Raw genomic sequence first — 16,529 nt, forward strand, 5'->3', positions numbered from 1 at the left:
TTATCGCTTACTTCTTATAAAAGCGTTTATATTTTTGGTAAGCAAAGAAGCCCAAAACAATCCAGGCTATAAACGAACCTATAATAAATTTATAGCTGATAATTTGGTCCCCGCTTGCATAAGAATGCAAACCTGTAAGGTAGAAGTTTACTCCAAAATAAGTCATCAAAATACTTCCGAAAGCAATAATAGACGCCCAATTAAAAGCAAAACGGCTTCTTAAGCCTGGTACTAAACGCATGTGTATCACAAACGCATAAACCATAATACTGATGAGTGCCCAAGTTTCTTTAGGATCCCAGCCCCAATAACGTCCCCAACTTTCGTTTGCCCATTGGCCGCCTAAAAAGTTACCAATGGTAAGCATGACCAAACCAACGGTAAGCGCCATTTCGTTGATGATACTTAACTCTTGAATGTTCAGTTTCATCTTCTTAACATTATTCTCATTGGTTAAAATCATAAGCAATAAAGAAACCAACCCAAGAATCATCCCTAACGTAAAAGGACCATAACTTGCCACAATGACTGCAACGTGTATCATCAACCAATAAGAGTCTAATACCGGAACAAGGTTAGCAATCGATGGGTCCATCCAGTTCCAGTGGGCGACCATCAAAATCATGGAAGTTACAAATGCGGTTGAAGCAGTGGTCAAATCGCTTTTTCGCCCAAAGGCAAGACCAAAGAACATGGTTGCCCAAGCGACATAAATCATACTTTCATAAGCATCGCTCCAAGGTGCGTGGCCCGAAATATACCAACGAGCAATCAATCCTGCGGTATGGACTATAAATAATAAGAAAATTGCTATTTTACTTATTAAAACTAATGTGTTTAATACTTTACTAGTATTGAAAATTCGAACAATCACAAAAATAAACATGACCAAGCCTGCCAACATATATTGCCAAAACAGATTTCTAAAAACATCGTAACGATTGTACAAAACCTCTGCATTTATTTTCTCTTCGCTCGGTAAAACTTCTGAGCCATATTTTTTTTGAAACCCTTTGATGCCCAACAACAAGTCGTTGGCATTTTTATAATCGCCATTTTGTTTGGCAAAATGGACCGATTGCATATAAAGCGGAAAAATATTGGATATGATCAACGAATCAACCCCAACAAAAGCTTCTTTTTGCTCTAAAGCTTCTGGGTAAGAAATCCATTTATTGTTTTCGGCATTCGGAATTGGAAAAATACGTAATACTTTACCTTCTAACGTATTGTACAATAGGTTTACTTTTTCGTCGGCAGCAATAAAGTCTTTTTGAAATTGGTTTTTTACTTTCGCTTTATAAGCAGCTTCCAAATAAGGTGAAAGCTTATAATTTCCTTTTTCATCAAAAAACTGAGCCAAGGCGATGTGCTTCGCTCCCATCTCTGCCCCAATAATCTGGTGTAAGCTATCATTTTTGGCTTTCACATAAATAAGTGGTGCATTGTACCAAAGTGTTGGGTTTTCTGTCATCGAAAACAGAACTTGGTCACTATTAAGGTCTTCGTAATGATCACTCTTACTAAGTTTACGTAACAATTCAGAAGAATAAGTATTGGCAGGTTTCATTCTTCCTTTAGCATCTTGTATAACCAACCTTCCGAATTTATCGGCGTGCTCTTCAGAAATGGCATTTTTCTTTAATAGCGAATCGACTGTTTTTTTAGGGAGAATGATACTACTCGAGTGCGCATGAGCATCGTTTTCGTGATGTTCGTGCTGTGCTTGATTGGGTTTTAAAGGATCATTATCATGTGTGGAAGGCATAACGATAGAATCTTGTTGTGAAAATCCGGTCAACGAAATCAATAAAATAAATAGCGTTAGAGCCTCTTTTTTTGCTTTTACCTTGTCTAACTTTCTTTTGAGCTCACCAAAACGCGAACCTCTTTCAAATAAAATCACCATCAAACCTATGTAGAGTAAAAAGTAACCGATATACGTGATCCAAGTTCCCCACCAATCGTTATTGACCGAAAGTATAGTTCCTTTTTCATCGGCATCGAAAGAAGCTTGAAAAAAACGATAACCCCGATGGTCTAAAACGTGGTTCATATAAATATCATGTTGGGTAACTTCTTCCCCATCAATCAAGTCTACTTTACTTTTAAACGAAGAATAGCTGGGCATCGGATTGGTTTCTGTACCCGGATATTTTTCTGCAATAAAATCATTCAGCTTTAGCGAAAAAGGCAATTCGATTTCCTTGCTTCCGTAACGTACATATATCTCATAACCTCCAACTTCTACTTTTTTATGGTTGTTGACATAACCTTTACCACCCAACAAACTCACTTGTTTGGTTTCTCCTCCAGCTTTTACATTTAGAATCACACCATCTTGATCGCCCTTCTCTTTTTCTTCTTTTTCGACAATATCGTATTTCCCTCTAGTTTCTGGATCTGGAAAAACAAATTGCATTCCTGCCACATCGTATAAGGAACGCATCATCAAGGTTTGTAACGAATCTTCATAGACAATACCTTGTTTCTGATCTGCCATGCGCATATAACTTCCGACAAAAGGACTTTTAAGTTGATAGCCTTCTTCCTCACTTGTTATCACATTTATTGCTCCGTCTGTGGGTTTGTTATAAGCAAATAATATATTATGTATTGAAGTAACTTCACCTTCTTCAAGGTAATGATCGTGACGAGTTCCGTCGCCTGCTTCCACAATTTTTAGGTAGTTTTTACCATTTTCATCTTCGATTAGACCTTCTTCTGCTCCAGCAATAAATTTTACTACTTCAAAATCAATGAGATCATCTTTAAAGTCGGTAGAAACGGTCTTGTTATTGTCGATTTTCGGTGCTAAATTGATAGGCAAGTGCACATTTCTACGTAAAGGTTGCCCATCTACTTTGCCATCTATCATTGCAGAGATGTATGTTTTTTCAGATAACATGGTATTGCTGGTCTCTCCTTCGCGTATAGGCATTATACCTTCTTCCCCAATATATCTTGTCACGCCAGCACCGATAATAATCAGCAAAAAAGAAAGGTGTAATAAAAGTGTATTGAGTTTTTCCTTTCGCAACAAGCGGTATTTTTTGATGTTCCCAATAAAGTTAACGGCAAACAAAAGCATAATCAGTTCAAACCACCAAGCGTTGTAAATCCATGCTCTTGCTGTTGCTGTACTGTAAGAGTTTTCGACAAAAGTTCCTATTGCCATGGCTAATGCAAATAAGATAAAAAGGCTTGCCATGGTGCGTGTTGAAAACAAAAATTGGGAGATCTTTTTCTGAAGCATGGTAGATTTTTTTAAATCGCGACAAATTTACTGCTTTTTAACCGATTGAAGACCAAATTTTACTTCAAAAAACAAGAAAAATGCTATTTTACAAGCCTAAAAGTTTTTATACTTTCGTGATATGATAAAAGTAAGCATTTTAGGAGCAGGTAATGTCGCCACTCATCTTTTTAGAGCTTTTACCGAAAGCCCAGAAATTGAAGTGCAACAAGTTTATAATCACCGCAGAGAGAGCCTTGAGCAATTTACAAATGCAGCAACTATTACCGACCTAAAAGATCTAAAACCAGCCGATGTGATTCTTATTTCACTTAAGGATGATTTGGTAAGCACTTACGTGGAAAAATTACAAGATCGCAACGAACTGATTCTACACACTTCCGGAAGTGTTCCGCTTCAAAAAACAGCCAAAAACAATGGTGTTTTTTATCCGCTACAGACTTTTTCTAAACAAGAAGAGGTCAATTTTAAGGAAGTTCCGCTTTGTTTGGAAGCCGATTCCGAAAAAAATTACCAACTTTTAGAGCAATTAGCAAAATTGGTTTCCGATAAAATTTATCCTATCAGCTCAACCCAACGGAAGTCTTTACACCTCTCGGCGGTTTTTGTGTGTAATTTTGTCAACCATCTTTATCAAATCGGAGAAGATTTGTGTGAGCAAAATCAAGTTCCTTTCGAGATTTTACACGCTCTAATGACCGAAACTACAAAAAAAGCGACCCATAATTCGCCCAAGCGTGTACAAACCGGACCTGCCATTCGCAACGATCAAAAGACCATCTCTTCGCATTTAGCGCAATTGGATGACGCCAATTTCAAAGAAATTTATAAATTGCTCACCCAATCGATACAACGTACCCATGGAAAAAAACTATAAAGAGATCTTAAATGACATCAACACCTTTGTTTTTGATGTAGATGGCGTTTTAACCGACGGAAAAGTGCATATTGCTTATGATGGTGAACTCTTGAGAAGCATGAACATCAAAGACGGTTATGCTTTAAAAAAAGCTGTGCAAAAAGGTTATACCATTTGTGTGATTTCTGGTGGAAAGAATGAAGCCGTAAGAAAACGCTTACGCGGATTGGGCATTACTGATATTCATTTGGGAATAGATGATAAAGTAGCATGTCTTGATGAGTTTTTTGATGTTTATAATATTGATGCGCAAAAAGTAGCCTATATGGGTGATGATATTCCCGATGTATATCCGATGAAAATGGTGGCTTTGCCCACATGTCCGCAAGATGCAGTACCCGAAGTAAAAGCAATTTCCAAGTATATTTCTCATAAAAATGGTGGCCAGGGTTGCGTACGGGATTTGATAGAGCAAGTCTTAAAAGTGCAAGGAAACTGGATAAACGATTAATCTTTTTTCATGAACAAATACTTACAACTCATCCGTTTTCGATACTTAATTCTCATTGCAGCAACCTTATATGCAATCAAGTTTTGTCTGTTTGATTTCTTAAAAAACAACCAAAACTTCAATATAGACATCACCCTTAATACTTTTGGCTATTCTATTTTGGTGTTTTCTATGGTTTGCTTAGCTGCTTCAGGAAGTGTCATCGATTTTATCAATCAGAAAAAAGCAATAAAAGTCAACAATCCAGAGAAAGCTACACTTTACAACACCTTTACCGAACAAAAAGCAGTAAATCTTTTTATTGGGTTAAGTATTCTAGGGTTTTTAGGAGGTTTTTATCTTTCCAACCTCATTCAGAGACCTATTTTTAGTAGTATTTTTTTATTGATTTCTATCATTCTCTATACCCGAGGAAACCTTTTAAAATCTTATGTAGAAGTGGGTAATATTCTTCTCGCTGTTTTAACGAGTCTTGTTTTTATTTTACCTGGGATTTATGACCTGTTACCTGCAGTAAATAACACCAATCAGTCTTGGCAAAGAGAACTGTTTTTTATTTTGGTAAATTATGCGGTCTTTACCTTTTTTATCGTTTGGTCTTTATTATTGGTTCATCAGCAGAAAAATAAAAATGGTGATTACCAACAAGAAAACAAAACACTTCCCATTATCTTAGGTGAAAAACGAACCAATTTTGTAATAGTGGCTATTCTTGCTGTAGTAGTTTTCGCCACCATATTTTACCTATTTACTTTTCTCTACAACAATTCTATTGCCTTGTTTTATGTATTATTTTTAGTGATTGCGCCGCTACTCTTTTGTATTTTCAAATTGTTGAGTGACAAAAACGCTTATGCTCCTGTAAAAGTTCTACTTAACTTAGTGTTGGTAGCTCTTGCCGGGTTTATTGCTTTATATCCTGTTTTATGGAAATAAATCCGTTGATACAAAAATTACAAAACAAGCGAATTATCTTAGGCTCTGCTTCGCCCAGAAGAAAGCAATTGCTCGAAGAATTGGGCTTGACCTTTGAGATTTTGGCGAAGAATGTTGACGAAAGTTATCCTGACCACCTTTCTCCTACTGAGGTTACAGAACACATCACATTAAATAAAGCAAAAGCCTTTGCAGATATACTTAAGGAAGAAAATACCATTGTGATTACAGGAGACACCATTGTGGCTCAAGACCATTATATTTTAGGAAAACCAAAAAACAAAAAGAAAGCTATAGAAATGCTTCAAAACCTTTCTGGAAAACAGCATCAGGTGATTTCTGCAGTGGCTATTGCTCGTAAAAATTTTACGAAAGTGAGTCATGATACAACTCAAGTCTTCTTTAAAAAGTTAACCCCATCAGAAATCGAATTTTACATCGACACTTTTCAACCTTACGACAAAGCTGGCGCATACGGCATTCAAGAATGGATTGGTAAAATAGGTATTCAAAAAATTGAAGGCTCATTTTATACAGTGATGGGCTTGCCCATACATCTATTGTATAAGGAGTTGAAAAATCTATAAACTTGAAGTTTTATAACGTGCTATTTTTTAAATTTGAGGTTTTAAAATCCGTCGAGTTTTCATGAAAGAACTGTTTTATACATATCAAACACAAATCATATATACTATTGCCGTTATTTTATTCTTGCTAATTGTTCGTCTTATATTGACAACCACCACCAATAGAGTGGGTAAAAGACAAGAAATAAATATCGCACGCATCCAACTGATGGCACGTTACATCAATTTTTTGATGGCCTTTATTGCCTTATTTTTACTTTTGTTGGTTTGGGGAGTTACTCCAAAAGATTTTGCAGTAGTTTTTTCCTCTATTTTTGCGGTTATAGGTATTGCTCTGTTCGCAGTTTGGTCCATTTTAAGTAACATTACTTCAGGAGTCATTATGTTTTTCTCTTTTCCTTATAAAATTGGGGATAAAATAAAAATTCACGATAAAGATTACCCTATGGAGGCAATTATTGAAGATATAAAAGCTTTTCATCTAATTTTACGAGCAGAAAATGGCGAATTAGTAACTTACCCCAACAATTTAATTTTGCAAAAAGGCGTTTCTTTGATACAAAAAGATGCATTTTTGGAAGACGAAACTATGCATTAATCCATAAATAAATTCACCTTATGTTTTTCATCAAAAAACATTTTTACTTCTTCTTTTTACTTACTTCCTTAGTTGGGTTTTCGCAACAAACAATAGACTATTCAAGTGCAGCCATTTACCAGAAAATAGAACAACTCGAATTTTTAGGTTCGGTTTTATATCTTGCAGCTCATCCCGATGATGAAAACACCAAACTCATCTCCTACTATGCCAACCATAAGCACGCCAAAACAGCCTATTTATCGATTACGCGTGGCGATGGTGGACAAAACCTTATCGGAACACAGTTACGGGAACAATTAGGGCTTATACGCACACAAGAACTTCTTGCAGCCAGAAAAATAGACGGCGGGCAACAATTTTTTACACGAGCCAATGACTTTGGTTTTTCCAAAACACCACAGGAAACTTTAGAAATATGGAATAAAGAAAAAGTATTGGCAGATGTAGTGATGACTATCCGGAAGTTTAAGCCCGATGTAATCATCAATCGTTTTGACCATCGAAGCGAAGGCAATACACACGGTCATCATACGGCTTCTGCCCGTTTAAGTGTAGAAGCTTTTCGTTTAGCAAACGACTCTAATTTTCACCCCGAATCAGCACAGAAATATGGTTTGCACCAACCTAAACGACTGTTTTGGAATACCTCTTGGTGGTTTTACGGCTCACAAGAAGCTTTCAACAAAACCGATAAAAGTAATTTGGTCGAAGTAAATGTAGGTGTTTTTGATCCGATGACGGGAAAATCAAACACCGAAATTGCTGCCTTAAGCCGTAGTCAACACAAATCACAAGGTTTTGGTAATACTGCTATTCGCGGAAACGAAAGTGAATATTTAGAACTTCTGGAAGGCGAAAAAATAAAAAATAATGATGTTTTTGAGAATATTAACACCCGTTGGTCTAAAATTGAGGGAGGTGATAAAATAGAAAAACTTGTTACGGATGTAAAGCAGGATTTTGACTTTTTAAATCCACAGAAAAGTGTTACCGATTTAGTAAAAATTTATACGGAAATCAGTCAACTAAAAAGCAATTCGTATAAAACAGAAAAATTAGAGCTCACACAAGAGATTATATTCGCTTGTTTAGGTTTATATACCGAAATTTCTACACCGCAACAACACCTCACCAGAGGAAGTAAAATCACCTTAAACATTGAAAACACCTTGCGAAATAATCAAGAAGTTAGGTTAAAAAATATTGAGATACCTAGTTTAGGTTTTTATTTAAATAAAAATATCTTATTATCTAAAAATCAAAACAATATAGAAAGTTTTTCAGTTGAAATTCCACAAAAAGTAAATTATACTTCACCTTACTGGCTTAATCCCGAGGCAAGTTTAGGAATGTATCAGGTAGAAAACGAAAATTTGATTGGTTTACCTGAAAATCTGTCTGAAATTATAGCTACAATAACTTATGAAATAAATGGTGAAACCTTTCAGATAAAAAGACCGCTTATCCATAAACATAATGATCCTGTAAGAGGTGAAGTAAACGAACCTATTTTAATAGTTCCGGATGTGGTTATTTCTTTTGAAAACCCCATGATGATTTTTGCCGATAATCAACCCAAATCTGTAGCGGTAAAAGTAAAATCATACCAAGATAACCTTAGCGGAAGTTTACAGTTTAAAACAGAAAAAGGTTGGGAGATTAATTCTGTAAAGCAAGAACTTCATTTCAATCATAAAGGCGAAGAACAAACAATAATGGTCACGATCAAACCTACGCAAAAAGCTTCAGAAATTTCAGCAAAAGCCTTTTTTGTAAGTGATCACGGTATTTTTGACCAATCGCTCACCGAAATAGATTTTGATCATATTCCAAAACAAATGATACTTTCTCCGGCAGAAAGTAAACTCATTCGTTTAGATCTTCAAAAACGAGGTAACTTGATTGGTTATATTGAAGGTGCAGGTGATTTAATTCCGCAAAGTCTACACAACATTGGCTACCAAGTTGACAATATCAACTTAAATGAAAGCTCGTTATCTGATTTGTTGAAATACTATGCGATTGTCGTAGGAATTAGAGCTTTCAATACCAACGAAGATTTAGTTTTACACCGTAATTTACTGTTTAATTATGCTAAAAATGGTGGCACTGTCGTCACGCAATACAACACTACTAGAGGTTTGCAAACCCAAGAAATTGCTCCTTTCCCGATAGCCTTATCACGAGAACGAGTGACAGATGAGTTTTCAGAAGTCAAGTTTTTAAACAGAAATCATTCCGTTTTAAACTTCCCTAACAAAATTACCAAAGAAGATTTTACAGGTTGGGTACAAGAACGTGGTTTATATTTTCCGAATGAATGGGACAAAAATTTTACACCAGTATTGTCTTTTTATGAACATAACGAAGGCTGGAAAGATGGAAGTTTACTTATTGGTAAGCACGGCAAAGGTTACTACATTTACACAGGTATTAGCTTTTTTAGAGAATTGCCCGAAGGCGTTTCTGGAGCATATAAACTTTTTGTAAATTTACTTTCGATTGGTAAAAAATGATAGAAAAGCCCGAAAAATACCGCTGGAAAAAAGTTTACACTTTAGTATTGGTTTTTAACCTGCTTTACCTCATCTTTTTTTATTTTCTCATGAATCTTTACGCTTAATGCACACATTAGACTTTATCGTTTTATTTTCGACGCTACTATTTATTGTAATCTATGGATATTACAAAACTAGAGGCAGTAAAGATGTAAATGATTATCTAAAAGGAGGAAACGAAGCCAAATGGTGGACCATTGGTCTTTCAGTCATGGCAACCCAAGCCAGCGCCATTACTTTCCTTTCTACACCGGGACAAGCTTTTCATAGCGGGATGAGTTTTGTGCAATTTTATATTGGGGTTCCTATTGCGATGGTGGTGATCAGTATGGTTTTTATACCCATTTATCATCGGTTGAAAGTATATACTGCGTACGAATTTTTAGAAAGCAGGTTTGATTTAAAAACCCGAAGCCTTACCGCAATTCTGTTTCTCATACAACGTGGTTTAGCTGCTGGAATTACCATTTTTGCTCCTTCTATTATTCTTTCTGCCGTTTTGGGTTGGGATTTATTTACCCTCAACATCATCATAGGTATTTTGGTAATTATTTATACCGTTTCTGGTGGAACAAAAGCCGTGAGTATTACGCAGAAGCAACAAATGGGAATTATCTTTTTAGGAATGTTTGCTGCATTTTTCTTTATTTTGGAGTACCTGCCAGAAAATGTCAATTTTAACAATGCCTTGGAGATTGCCAATACCCACGGAAAACTCAATATTCTTGACTTTAATTTTGATTTTGAGAACAATTATACGATATGGAGTGGTTTGTTGGGCGGAACATTTTTGGCACTCTCTTATTTTGGTACTGATCAAAGTCAAGTACAACGTTACCTTTCGGGTAGAAGTATCAAAGAAAGTCAGTTAGGATTAATCTTTAACGGATTTTTAAAAGTACCGATGCAATTTTTTATTTTATTGGTTGGTGTAATGGTTTTTGTCTTTTATCAGTTTAATGCTTCGCCCCTCAATTTTAATCCGGCAACAGCAGAAGTTATAAAAGATGCAAGTGCTAGCGAACAAGCTCAATATCAAGACTATCAAACCCAATTAAAAGCGGTTCAAGAAAAAAAAGCAGCACTAACATTGCAATTAGGTCAAGCAGAAACCAACCAACAAACAATCTACAAAAGACAACTCATAGAACTTTCGGGAAAAGAAATAGAGATTCGTAAAGATGCGGATCAACTTATTCATAAAATAAATCCACAGATAGAAACCAATGATAAAGATTATGTGTTTATCCATTTTATCTTAAACGAATTACCACGTGGTCTAATTGGGCTTTTACTAGCCGTTATTTTATGTGCAGCGATGTCTTCTACTGCTTCAGAACTCAATGCTTTAGCCACCACAACGGTTATTGATATTTACAAACGGAATCAAAGGAAACCAAAAAGCGAAAAACATTACCTCAAAGCATCTAAATATTTTACCTTGGCTTGGGGCGTTTTAGCCATTTTAATTGCTTGTACCGCTAATTTGTTTGAAAATTTAATACAACTCGTCAATATTATTGGTTCTATATTTTATGGAAATGTTCTTGGTATCTTTTTAATTGCATTTTTTGTAAAATGGATCAAAAGCAATGCTATTTTTATGGCTGCTATTATCACTCAAATCATAGTAATAATAGTATGGTGGTACGATGTAATGCCTTATTTATGGTTAAATATTTTTGGATGTGCGGTTGTTATGATATTAGCTGTTATTTTGACCTCATTACAATATTTCATAAAAAAAGGAGCTTAAAAAAAGCTCCTTGATTTCACGAAAGTGTTATTTTATTATTTGCTCCACGCTTTGATAGAGGCTTCATTCATTTTTATATAATCATCATTTCCTGCCTTTTTTGCTCCTTCTAACGATTCTTTAGCTGTTTTGATCGCTTCTTTTTTCATCCCCAATTCTGCTTGAATTAATGCTTTTTTACGAAGAATGTAAAAAGGAGTGTCTTTACCATAACCTTCTACGGCTTTATTCATCCAAGCTAAAGCTTGATTCATGTCTTTTTTCTCTTCGTAATAGTAATTTGCTGCTGCATAATAATCTGCAGGTTTTGGATCTTGAGCAAGAGTTGTTTCTATACTATTCAAAGCTTTTTCCTCTGTAGGAACCTCTATCTTTAAAGCTGCTATTGTATTTTCCCACAAAAAGCTCAGCATTGCTGAGTTGTTGGTCAAGTCGTCGATGACAATCGTAAAAGTTTGCATCCCCATTGGCATTTGGTAGACAGCCGCCTCTGTTTTTAAAGCTACTTTGGCTTCATCCCATTCTTTTGGAAGGCCCCAGTTTTCGTTGTCTTTGTAAAAAATAACTTCCCAGTTTTGTTCTTGCGGAATGGTATAAATAGCATATTTCCCAGCAGGAAGGTTTTCACCATTTATGGTTACATCATCACTAACCTCAATAGTTGTATTTTTATTGGCTCCAGTTCTCCACATTTTATCGTAAGGAACGAGTCCGCCAAAAATTTCACGTTCACGCATCGAAGGTCGAGAATATTCAATTTCAATTTCTGTCAAACCCACCATTTGGTCTATCTCACCTGAAGGACTGGCTTGAGGTGTTGTTACTTGCGCGCTCATTATAAATGAAGCTGTAAGCAACATTAAACTCATCACAATTTTTTTCATAGTTTTTAATTTTTATAATTTACACGAAAATAATAGTTTTGAAATTAATATACTAATTGAAAAAATAAGTTTTACATTTAGGTAAATAGGTACAAAATAGCTATCTTTATAGCTTAAAATTTTTTATTATTATGAATAAATTTATACATAAACTATTATTTTTTATTTTCCTTTCCCCAACATTTGTATTTGCTCAAGTAAATTTATGGAGTGAAATAGATAAGCTACCGCTAGCGCAAGAGGGATTTCTAAATGACTATACCACACTTGATGACTATCAAAATTTTCAGCTAAATTTTGATGCAATTAAACACCAGTTATCTACTGCTCCAAACAGAGACGAAGATATAGAAAGTAGTGTTTTTGTAACTTTTCCTATTGGTTTTAATGAATATAAAAACTTTAGAATATATGAAGTTAGTACCCTCAGTAAAGAGTTATCTGAAAAATTTCCGGAAATCAAATCTTATATAGGAGTATCTGACAATAGCCTAAATAAAATAAGAATTACACTTACGTATCAAGGTCTATTTGGTTTTATAAGTACTGAAAATGGAAGATTTTTAATCAATCCTTTTAATAATTCAAAAAACACTTATCAAGCATTTTTCAGAAAAGATACGCAAAGAATTGATGGTTTTTTAGAGTGTTCTTTTGAGATAGAAGAGATTGATGGTTCATTTGAAAATGTTGCCTTAGCAGACGTTAATGACTCTACTCTAAGAAGTTATCGGTTAGCTGTTGCGGTAACTGGAGAGTTTTCTCAGTATTATATAAACGTAACAGGTAATCAAGGAAGTTCTGAGACTGTAAAAAAACAAGCCGTAATGGGCGCAATTACAACTATTATAGATAGAGTCAATGAAATATACGAAAGAGATGTGGCAGTGACCTTTAATTTAATTGCCAACAATGATCAGTTAATTTACTTAAATGGAAGTACGGATCCATTTAATAACAATAATACTGGTCAGCTAATTAATCAAAGTCAACAAACAATCACCAATGTTATTGGAACTGCAAACTATGACGTAGGTCATACTTTTTGTACAGGCCCTGGAGGCTTAGCACAATTGCAAAGTGTTTGTAATAATAGTGGTAAAGCTCGCGGTGTCACAGGACTTCCAACTCCTATAGGAGATCCTTTTGCAATAGACTATGTTTGTCACGAACTAGGTCATCAAATGGGGGCTACTCATACCTTTAACTCTACATCAAACGGATGTGTACAGCAGCGTACAGATCAAACTGCTGTCGAGCCTGGTAGTGGCTCCACAATTATGGGTTATGGAGGTTTGTGTGCTGGTCAAAATGTTCAGTCGTTAAGTGACGCTTTATTTAATGCCGTAAGTATAGATCAAATGTATACAAATGCAAGATTTCAAACAGCAAGTACTTGTGGCCAAACGTCTACCATTGTAAATACTCCTCCTGTAATCACTCCGCTTAGTAACTATGTTATTCCAAAAGAGACTGCTTTTGAAATAGAGGTCACTGCTGTAGATGTAGATGGCGATCAATTGTATTATACTTGGGATCAGATTGACAATGAAATTACACTTGTTCCTCCTTCAGAATTTTCTAGTGATGGAGCTCTGTTTAGATCAAGAGTTCCTGTAAAAAACAATACTAGAATCTTTCCGAGAATTCAAGATGTATTAAATGGTAATTTAACCCCACAATGGGAAGTTATTCCTAGTGTCGCTCGTCAAATTAATTTTGCTGTCACAGTTAGAGATTACAATGCCTTAGGAGGTCAAAGTGATAGAGATGATATCCTAATCAATGTTGTTAATCAAGGTCCTTTTGAAGTTACTTCGCAAAACACTACCGGTATCTCATATGATCAAAACAACACCGTTCCGGTGACATGGAATGTAGCTGGAACTGATGCCAATGGTATAAACGCTACTACTGTAGATATTTATTTGTCTTATGATGGAGGCTTAAATTTTAATACATTGTTGGTTTCAAATGTTCCAAATGATGGTCTTCAAAACGTTCAAATTCCAATTGGAACACAGTCTAATTCGGCAAGAATAAAAATAAAAGCGAGTGATAATATTTTCTTTGCAGTCAATAGTCAAAATTTTGTAATTACCAATACTATTGGAACAGAAACGATAAACAATAACTTATTTAGCCTATATCCTAACCCAAATAATGGTAGTTTTAATTTAAGTTTTGAAAATGCTGGAAGTTATAACTTAGAAATTTATGACTTAAGAGGTAGATTGGTACAACATCAAGAAGTTGAAAACAACTCGCTTACAAAGTCTATTCAATTAAACAATCCATCTTCTGGTGTTTATTTAGTGAAAGTTAGTAACGGAAGTGAAAAGGCAGTTAAAAAATTAATTATTCAATAGAAATATTAATTTTAGTAAATTTAAGCTCTACAAATTAATTGTAGAGCTTTTTTTTTAAACACTAATCAATTAAGCAATGAGTCAGAAAGAAAACTTCATCAAGCACATACAAGAAGGCTACCTCAGTAAAGGTGATTCTATTTATCTCGGCGCAGCAATGTTAGAAAATGAAACTTTATCAGAAACCCAAGTGGCTATTCCTCTAAAAATGATGAACAGACATGGGTTGATTGCCGGTGCAACAGGAACTGGAAAAACTAAAACTTTACAGATTATTGCGGAAAATCTTTCCCAAAAAGGGGTTCCTGTATTATTAATGGACATTAAAGGTGATTTAAGTGGACTTGCAAAACCTTCTGACATTGCTGATAAGCTTGCTGGAAGACACGAGAAGATTGGTTTCCCTTTTGAAGCTAAAGCTTCTCCTATCGAAATTTTGTCTCTTTCTGAACAAAAAGGAGTTAAACTTAGAGCCACTGTAAGTGAATTTGGTCCTGTTTTGCTTTCGCGAATTTTAGAACTTAGTGACACACAAACAGGGATTCTAGCCATTATCTTCAAATATTGTGATGACAAAAAGATTCCACTGATTGATTTAGAAGATTTAAAAAAAATTGTTCGCTACGTCACCGAAGAAGGAAAAGAGGTTTTCGAAAAAGAATATGGTCGCGTTTCTTCATCCTCTACGGGAGCCATTCTTCGAAAAATTGTTGCTTTAGAACAACAAGGTGCCGATTTGTTTTTTGGCGAACCTTCTTTTGAGGTAAAAGATTTATTACAGAAAGACGCAAACGGAAATGCAATGATTAATATTATCCGCTTGACGGATATTCAGGACAGGCCCAAATTGTTTTCTACTTTTATGTTGAGTCTCTTGGCGGAAATTTACTCTACTTTCCCTGAAAAAGGAGATAGCGAAAAACCAGAATTAGTATTGTTTATCGACGAAGCACATCTAATTTTTGATGAAGCTTCGAGTGCACTTATAGATCAAATTGAGATCATTATCAAACTCATTCGTTCAAAAGGAGTAGGAATCTTTTTTGTGACCCAAAACCCTACCGATGTTCCTGCTGCAGTTTTGAGTCAGTTAGGTTTAAAAGTACAGCATGCTTTACGTGCTTTTACAGCAAAAGACCGAAAAGCCATTAAATTGACCGCACAAAATTATCCGATAAGTGATTTTTACCAAACCGAAGAAGTGCTCACTTCTTTAGGCACAGGAGAAGCTTTTGTGACAGCGCTCGATGAAAAAGGGCGACCCACTCCTTTGGCGGCAACCATGCTTCGCGCACCAATGAGTCGCATGGATATTTTAAGCCCCGCTGAAATCGAAGAAGTACTTTCAAAATCTAAACTCATAAATAAGTATAATGAAGCTATCGATAGAGAAAGTGCGTATGAAATTTTAACTAAAAAAATTGAAACAGCAAGCGAAAAAGAACAACAAGAAAAAGCCAAGGAGCAACGAAAAGAAATCGAAAGAAAATCTACTGCTAGAAAAAGCGGAAAAACGGTCACCGATCACGTTCTAAAAGTAGTGACGAGCGCGACTTTTATTCGTGGGGTTTTAAGTATTCTTAATAAGGCTTTTAAATAATGCATCGTCACTTTAAAATTTATAAACCTTACGGGTATTTAAGCCAATTTATTACTAATCAAGCAAAAGCCAAAAAGAAAAAAATGTTGGGAGAATTATACGATTTTCCTGAAGAAACCATGGCTGTAGGAAGACTAGATGAAGATTCTGAAGGTCTGCTCATGCTTACGACCGACGGAAAGATGAGCTACAAAATTCTCTCGCAAGCAATTGAAAAAGAATATTATGTACAAGTTGACGGAATAATTACTGAAACAACTATAAAAAAACTTCAAAAAGGGGTAGAAATAAGCATCAACGGAAAAAAATATCAAACGCTTCCTTGCAAAGCTAAATTATTGAAAAATACTCCCATTTTTCCTGAAAGAGCAAAAAAAGTACGTGACGATCGCCACGGACCCACAAGTTGGGCGTCGATTACATTAACGGAAGGGAAGTTTAGACAAGTCAAAAAAATGACAGCCGTTGTTGGTTTTCCTACGCTTCGACTGGTGCGTGTAAGAATTGGTGATATCCATTTAGGCGAAATGAAAGCAGGCGAAGTGCAAGAAATTACCACTGTAGTGGAACAAAAATTTTAATGTATTTTTTTGTTTTCCTCTTCCTCGCTTC

General features: G+C 35.3%; 12 protein-coding genes. 10 read left to right on the forward strand and 2 right to left on the reverse strand.

Annotated features, from left to right (window positions below):
- Positions 1–7: 7 nt before the first annotated feature.
- Positions 8–3,256 carry a cytochrome c biogenesis protein gene (gene ccsA / locus DNG35_RS02370; protein ID WP_233494436.1) on the reverse strand — a complete coding sequence of 1,083 codons (3,249 nt, stop codon included), beginning with the start codon at positions 3,254–3,256 and terminating at the stop codon, positions 8–10.
- 121 nt (positions 3,257–3,377) lie between these two features.
- Here ccsA and DNG35_RS02375 point away from each other — a divergent pair, with 121 nt between their 5' ends.
- The 7 genes from DNG35_RS02375 (at position 3,378) to DNG35_RS02405 (ending at position 11,064) form a co-directional block, all read left to right on the forward strand.
- Entirely contained in the window at positions 3,378–4,133 is a 756-nt protein-coding gene (locus DNG35_RS02375; protein WP_111126156.1) for a Rossmann-like and DUF2520 domain-containing protein, read from the forward strand.
- Complete coding sequence (locus tag DNG35_RS02380; RefSeq protein ID WP_111126157.1) at positions 4,117–4,626, forward strand: HAD family hydrolase; 510 nt, start codon at positions 4,117–4,119, stop codon at positions 4,624–4,626. Before DNG35_RS02375 ends, DNG35_RS02380 begins: the two co-directional genes overlap by 17 nt.
- A gap of 9 nt (positions 4,627–4,635) precedes the next feature.
- Positions 4,636–5,562 (forward strand): UbiA family prenyltransferase, encoded by a 927-nt coding sequence (locus DNG35_RS02385; RefSeq protein ID WP_111126158.1) that lies wholly within the window; start codon positions 4,636–4,638, stop codon positions 5,560–5,562.
- Complete coding sequence (locus DNG35_RS02390) at positions 5,553–6,149, forward strand: nucleoside triphosphate pyrophosphatase (RefSeq protein WP_111126159.1); 597 nt, start codon at positions 5,553–5,555, stop codon at positions 6,147–6,149. The genes DNG35_RS02385 and DNG35_RS02390 overlap by 10 nt, the downstream gene beginning before the upstream one ends.
- A 61-nt stretch (positions 6,150–6,210) precedes the next feature.
- On the forward strand, positions 6,211–6,747 hold the full coding sequence (locus tag DNG35_RS02395) for a mechanosensitive ion channel domain-containing protein (RefSeq protein ID WP_111126160.1): 537 nt from the start codon (positions 6,211–6,213) through the stop codon (positions 6,745–6,747).
- Between the two features lie 20 nt (positions 6,748–6,767).
- The gene (locus tag DNG35_RS02400) at positions 6,768–9,266 is read left to right on the forward strand and encodes a PIG-L family deacetylase (protein ID WP_111126161.1); all 2,499 of its coding nucleotides are present in this window, start codon (positions 6,768–6,770) and stop codon (positions 9,264–9,266) included.
- 106 nt (positions 9,267–9,372) lie between these two features.
- Positions 9,373–11,064 carry a sodium:solute symporter gene (locus DNG35_RS02405; RefSeq protein ID WP_111126162.1) on the forward strand — a complete coding sequence of 564 codons (1,692 nt, stop codon included), beginning with the start codon at positions 9,373–9,375 and terminating at the stop codon, positions 11,062–11,064.
- 35 nt (positions 11,065–11,099) lie between these two features.
- Here DNG35_RS02405 and DNG35_RS02410 read toward each other — a convergent pair whose 3' ends face one another.
- Complete coding sequence (locus tag DNG35_RS02410) at positions 11,100–11,948, reverse strand: DUF2911 domain-containing protein (protein WP_111126163.1); 849 nt, start codon at positions 11,946–11,948, stop codon at positions 11,100–11,102.
- Positions 11,949–12,079: 131 nt separating this feature from the next.
- Here DNG35_RS02410 and DNG35_RS02415 point away from each other — a divergent pair, with 131 nt between their 5' ends.
- The 3 genes from DNG35_RS02415 to DNG35_RS02425 all read left to right on the forward strand — a co-directional run bounded on the left by DNG35_RS02415 (position 12,080) and on the right by DNG35_RS02425 (position 16,498).
- Positions 12,080–14,317, forward strand: a complete 2,238-nt coding sequence (locus DNG35_RS02415; RefSeq protein ID WP_111126164.1) for a reprolysin-like metallopeptidase — start codon at positions 12,080–12,082, stop codon at positions 14,315–14,317.
- Between the two features lie 76 nt (positions 14,318–14,393).
- Positions 14,394–15,917, forward strand: a complete 1,524-nt coding sequence (locus DNG35_RS02420; RefSeq protein ID WP_111126165.1) for a helicase HerA-like domain-containing protein — start codon at positions 14,394–14,396, stop codon at positions 15,915–15,917.
- Entirely contained in the window at positions 15,917–16,498 is a 582-nt protein-coding gene (locus tag DNG35_RS02425; RefSeq protein WP_111126166.1) for a pseudouridine synthase, read from the forward strand. The genes DNG35_RS02420 and DNG35_RS02425 overlap by 1 nt, the downstream gene beginning before the upstream one ends.
- Positions 16,499–16,529 lie beyond the last annotated feature (31 nt).

It is taken from the genome of Mesonia sp. K7, from assembly GCF_003233725.1.
Taxonomy (GTDB): Bacteria; Bacteroidota; Bacteroidia; order Flavobacteriales; family Flavobacteriaceae; genus Mesonia.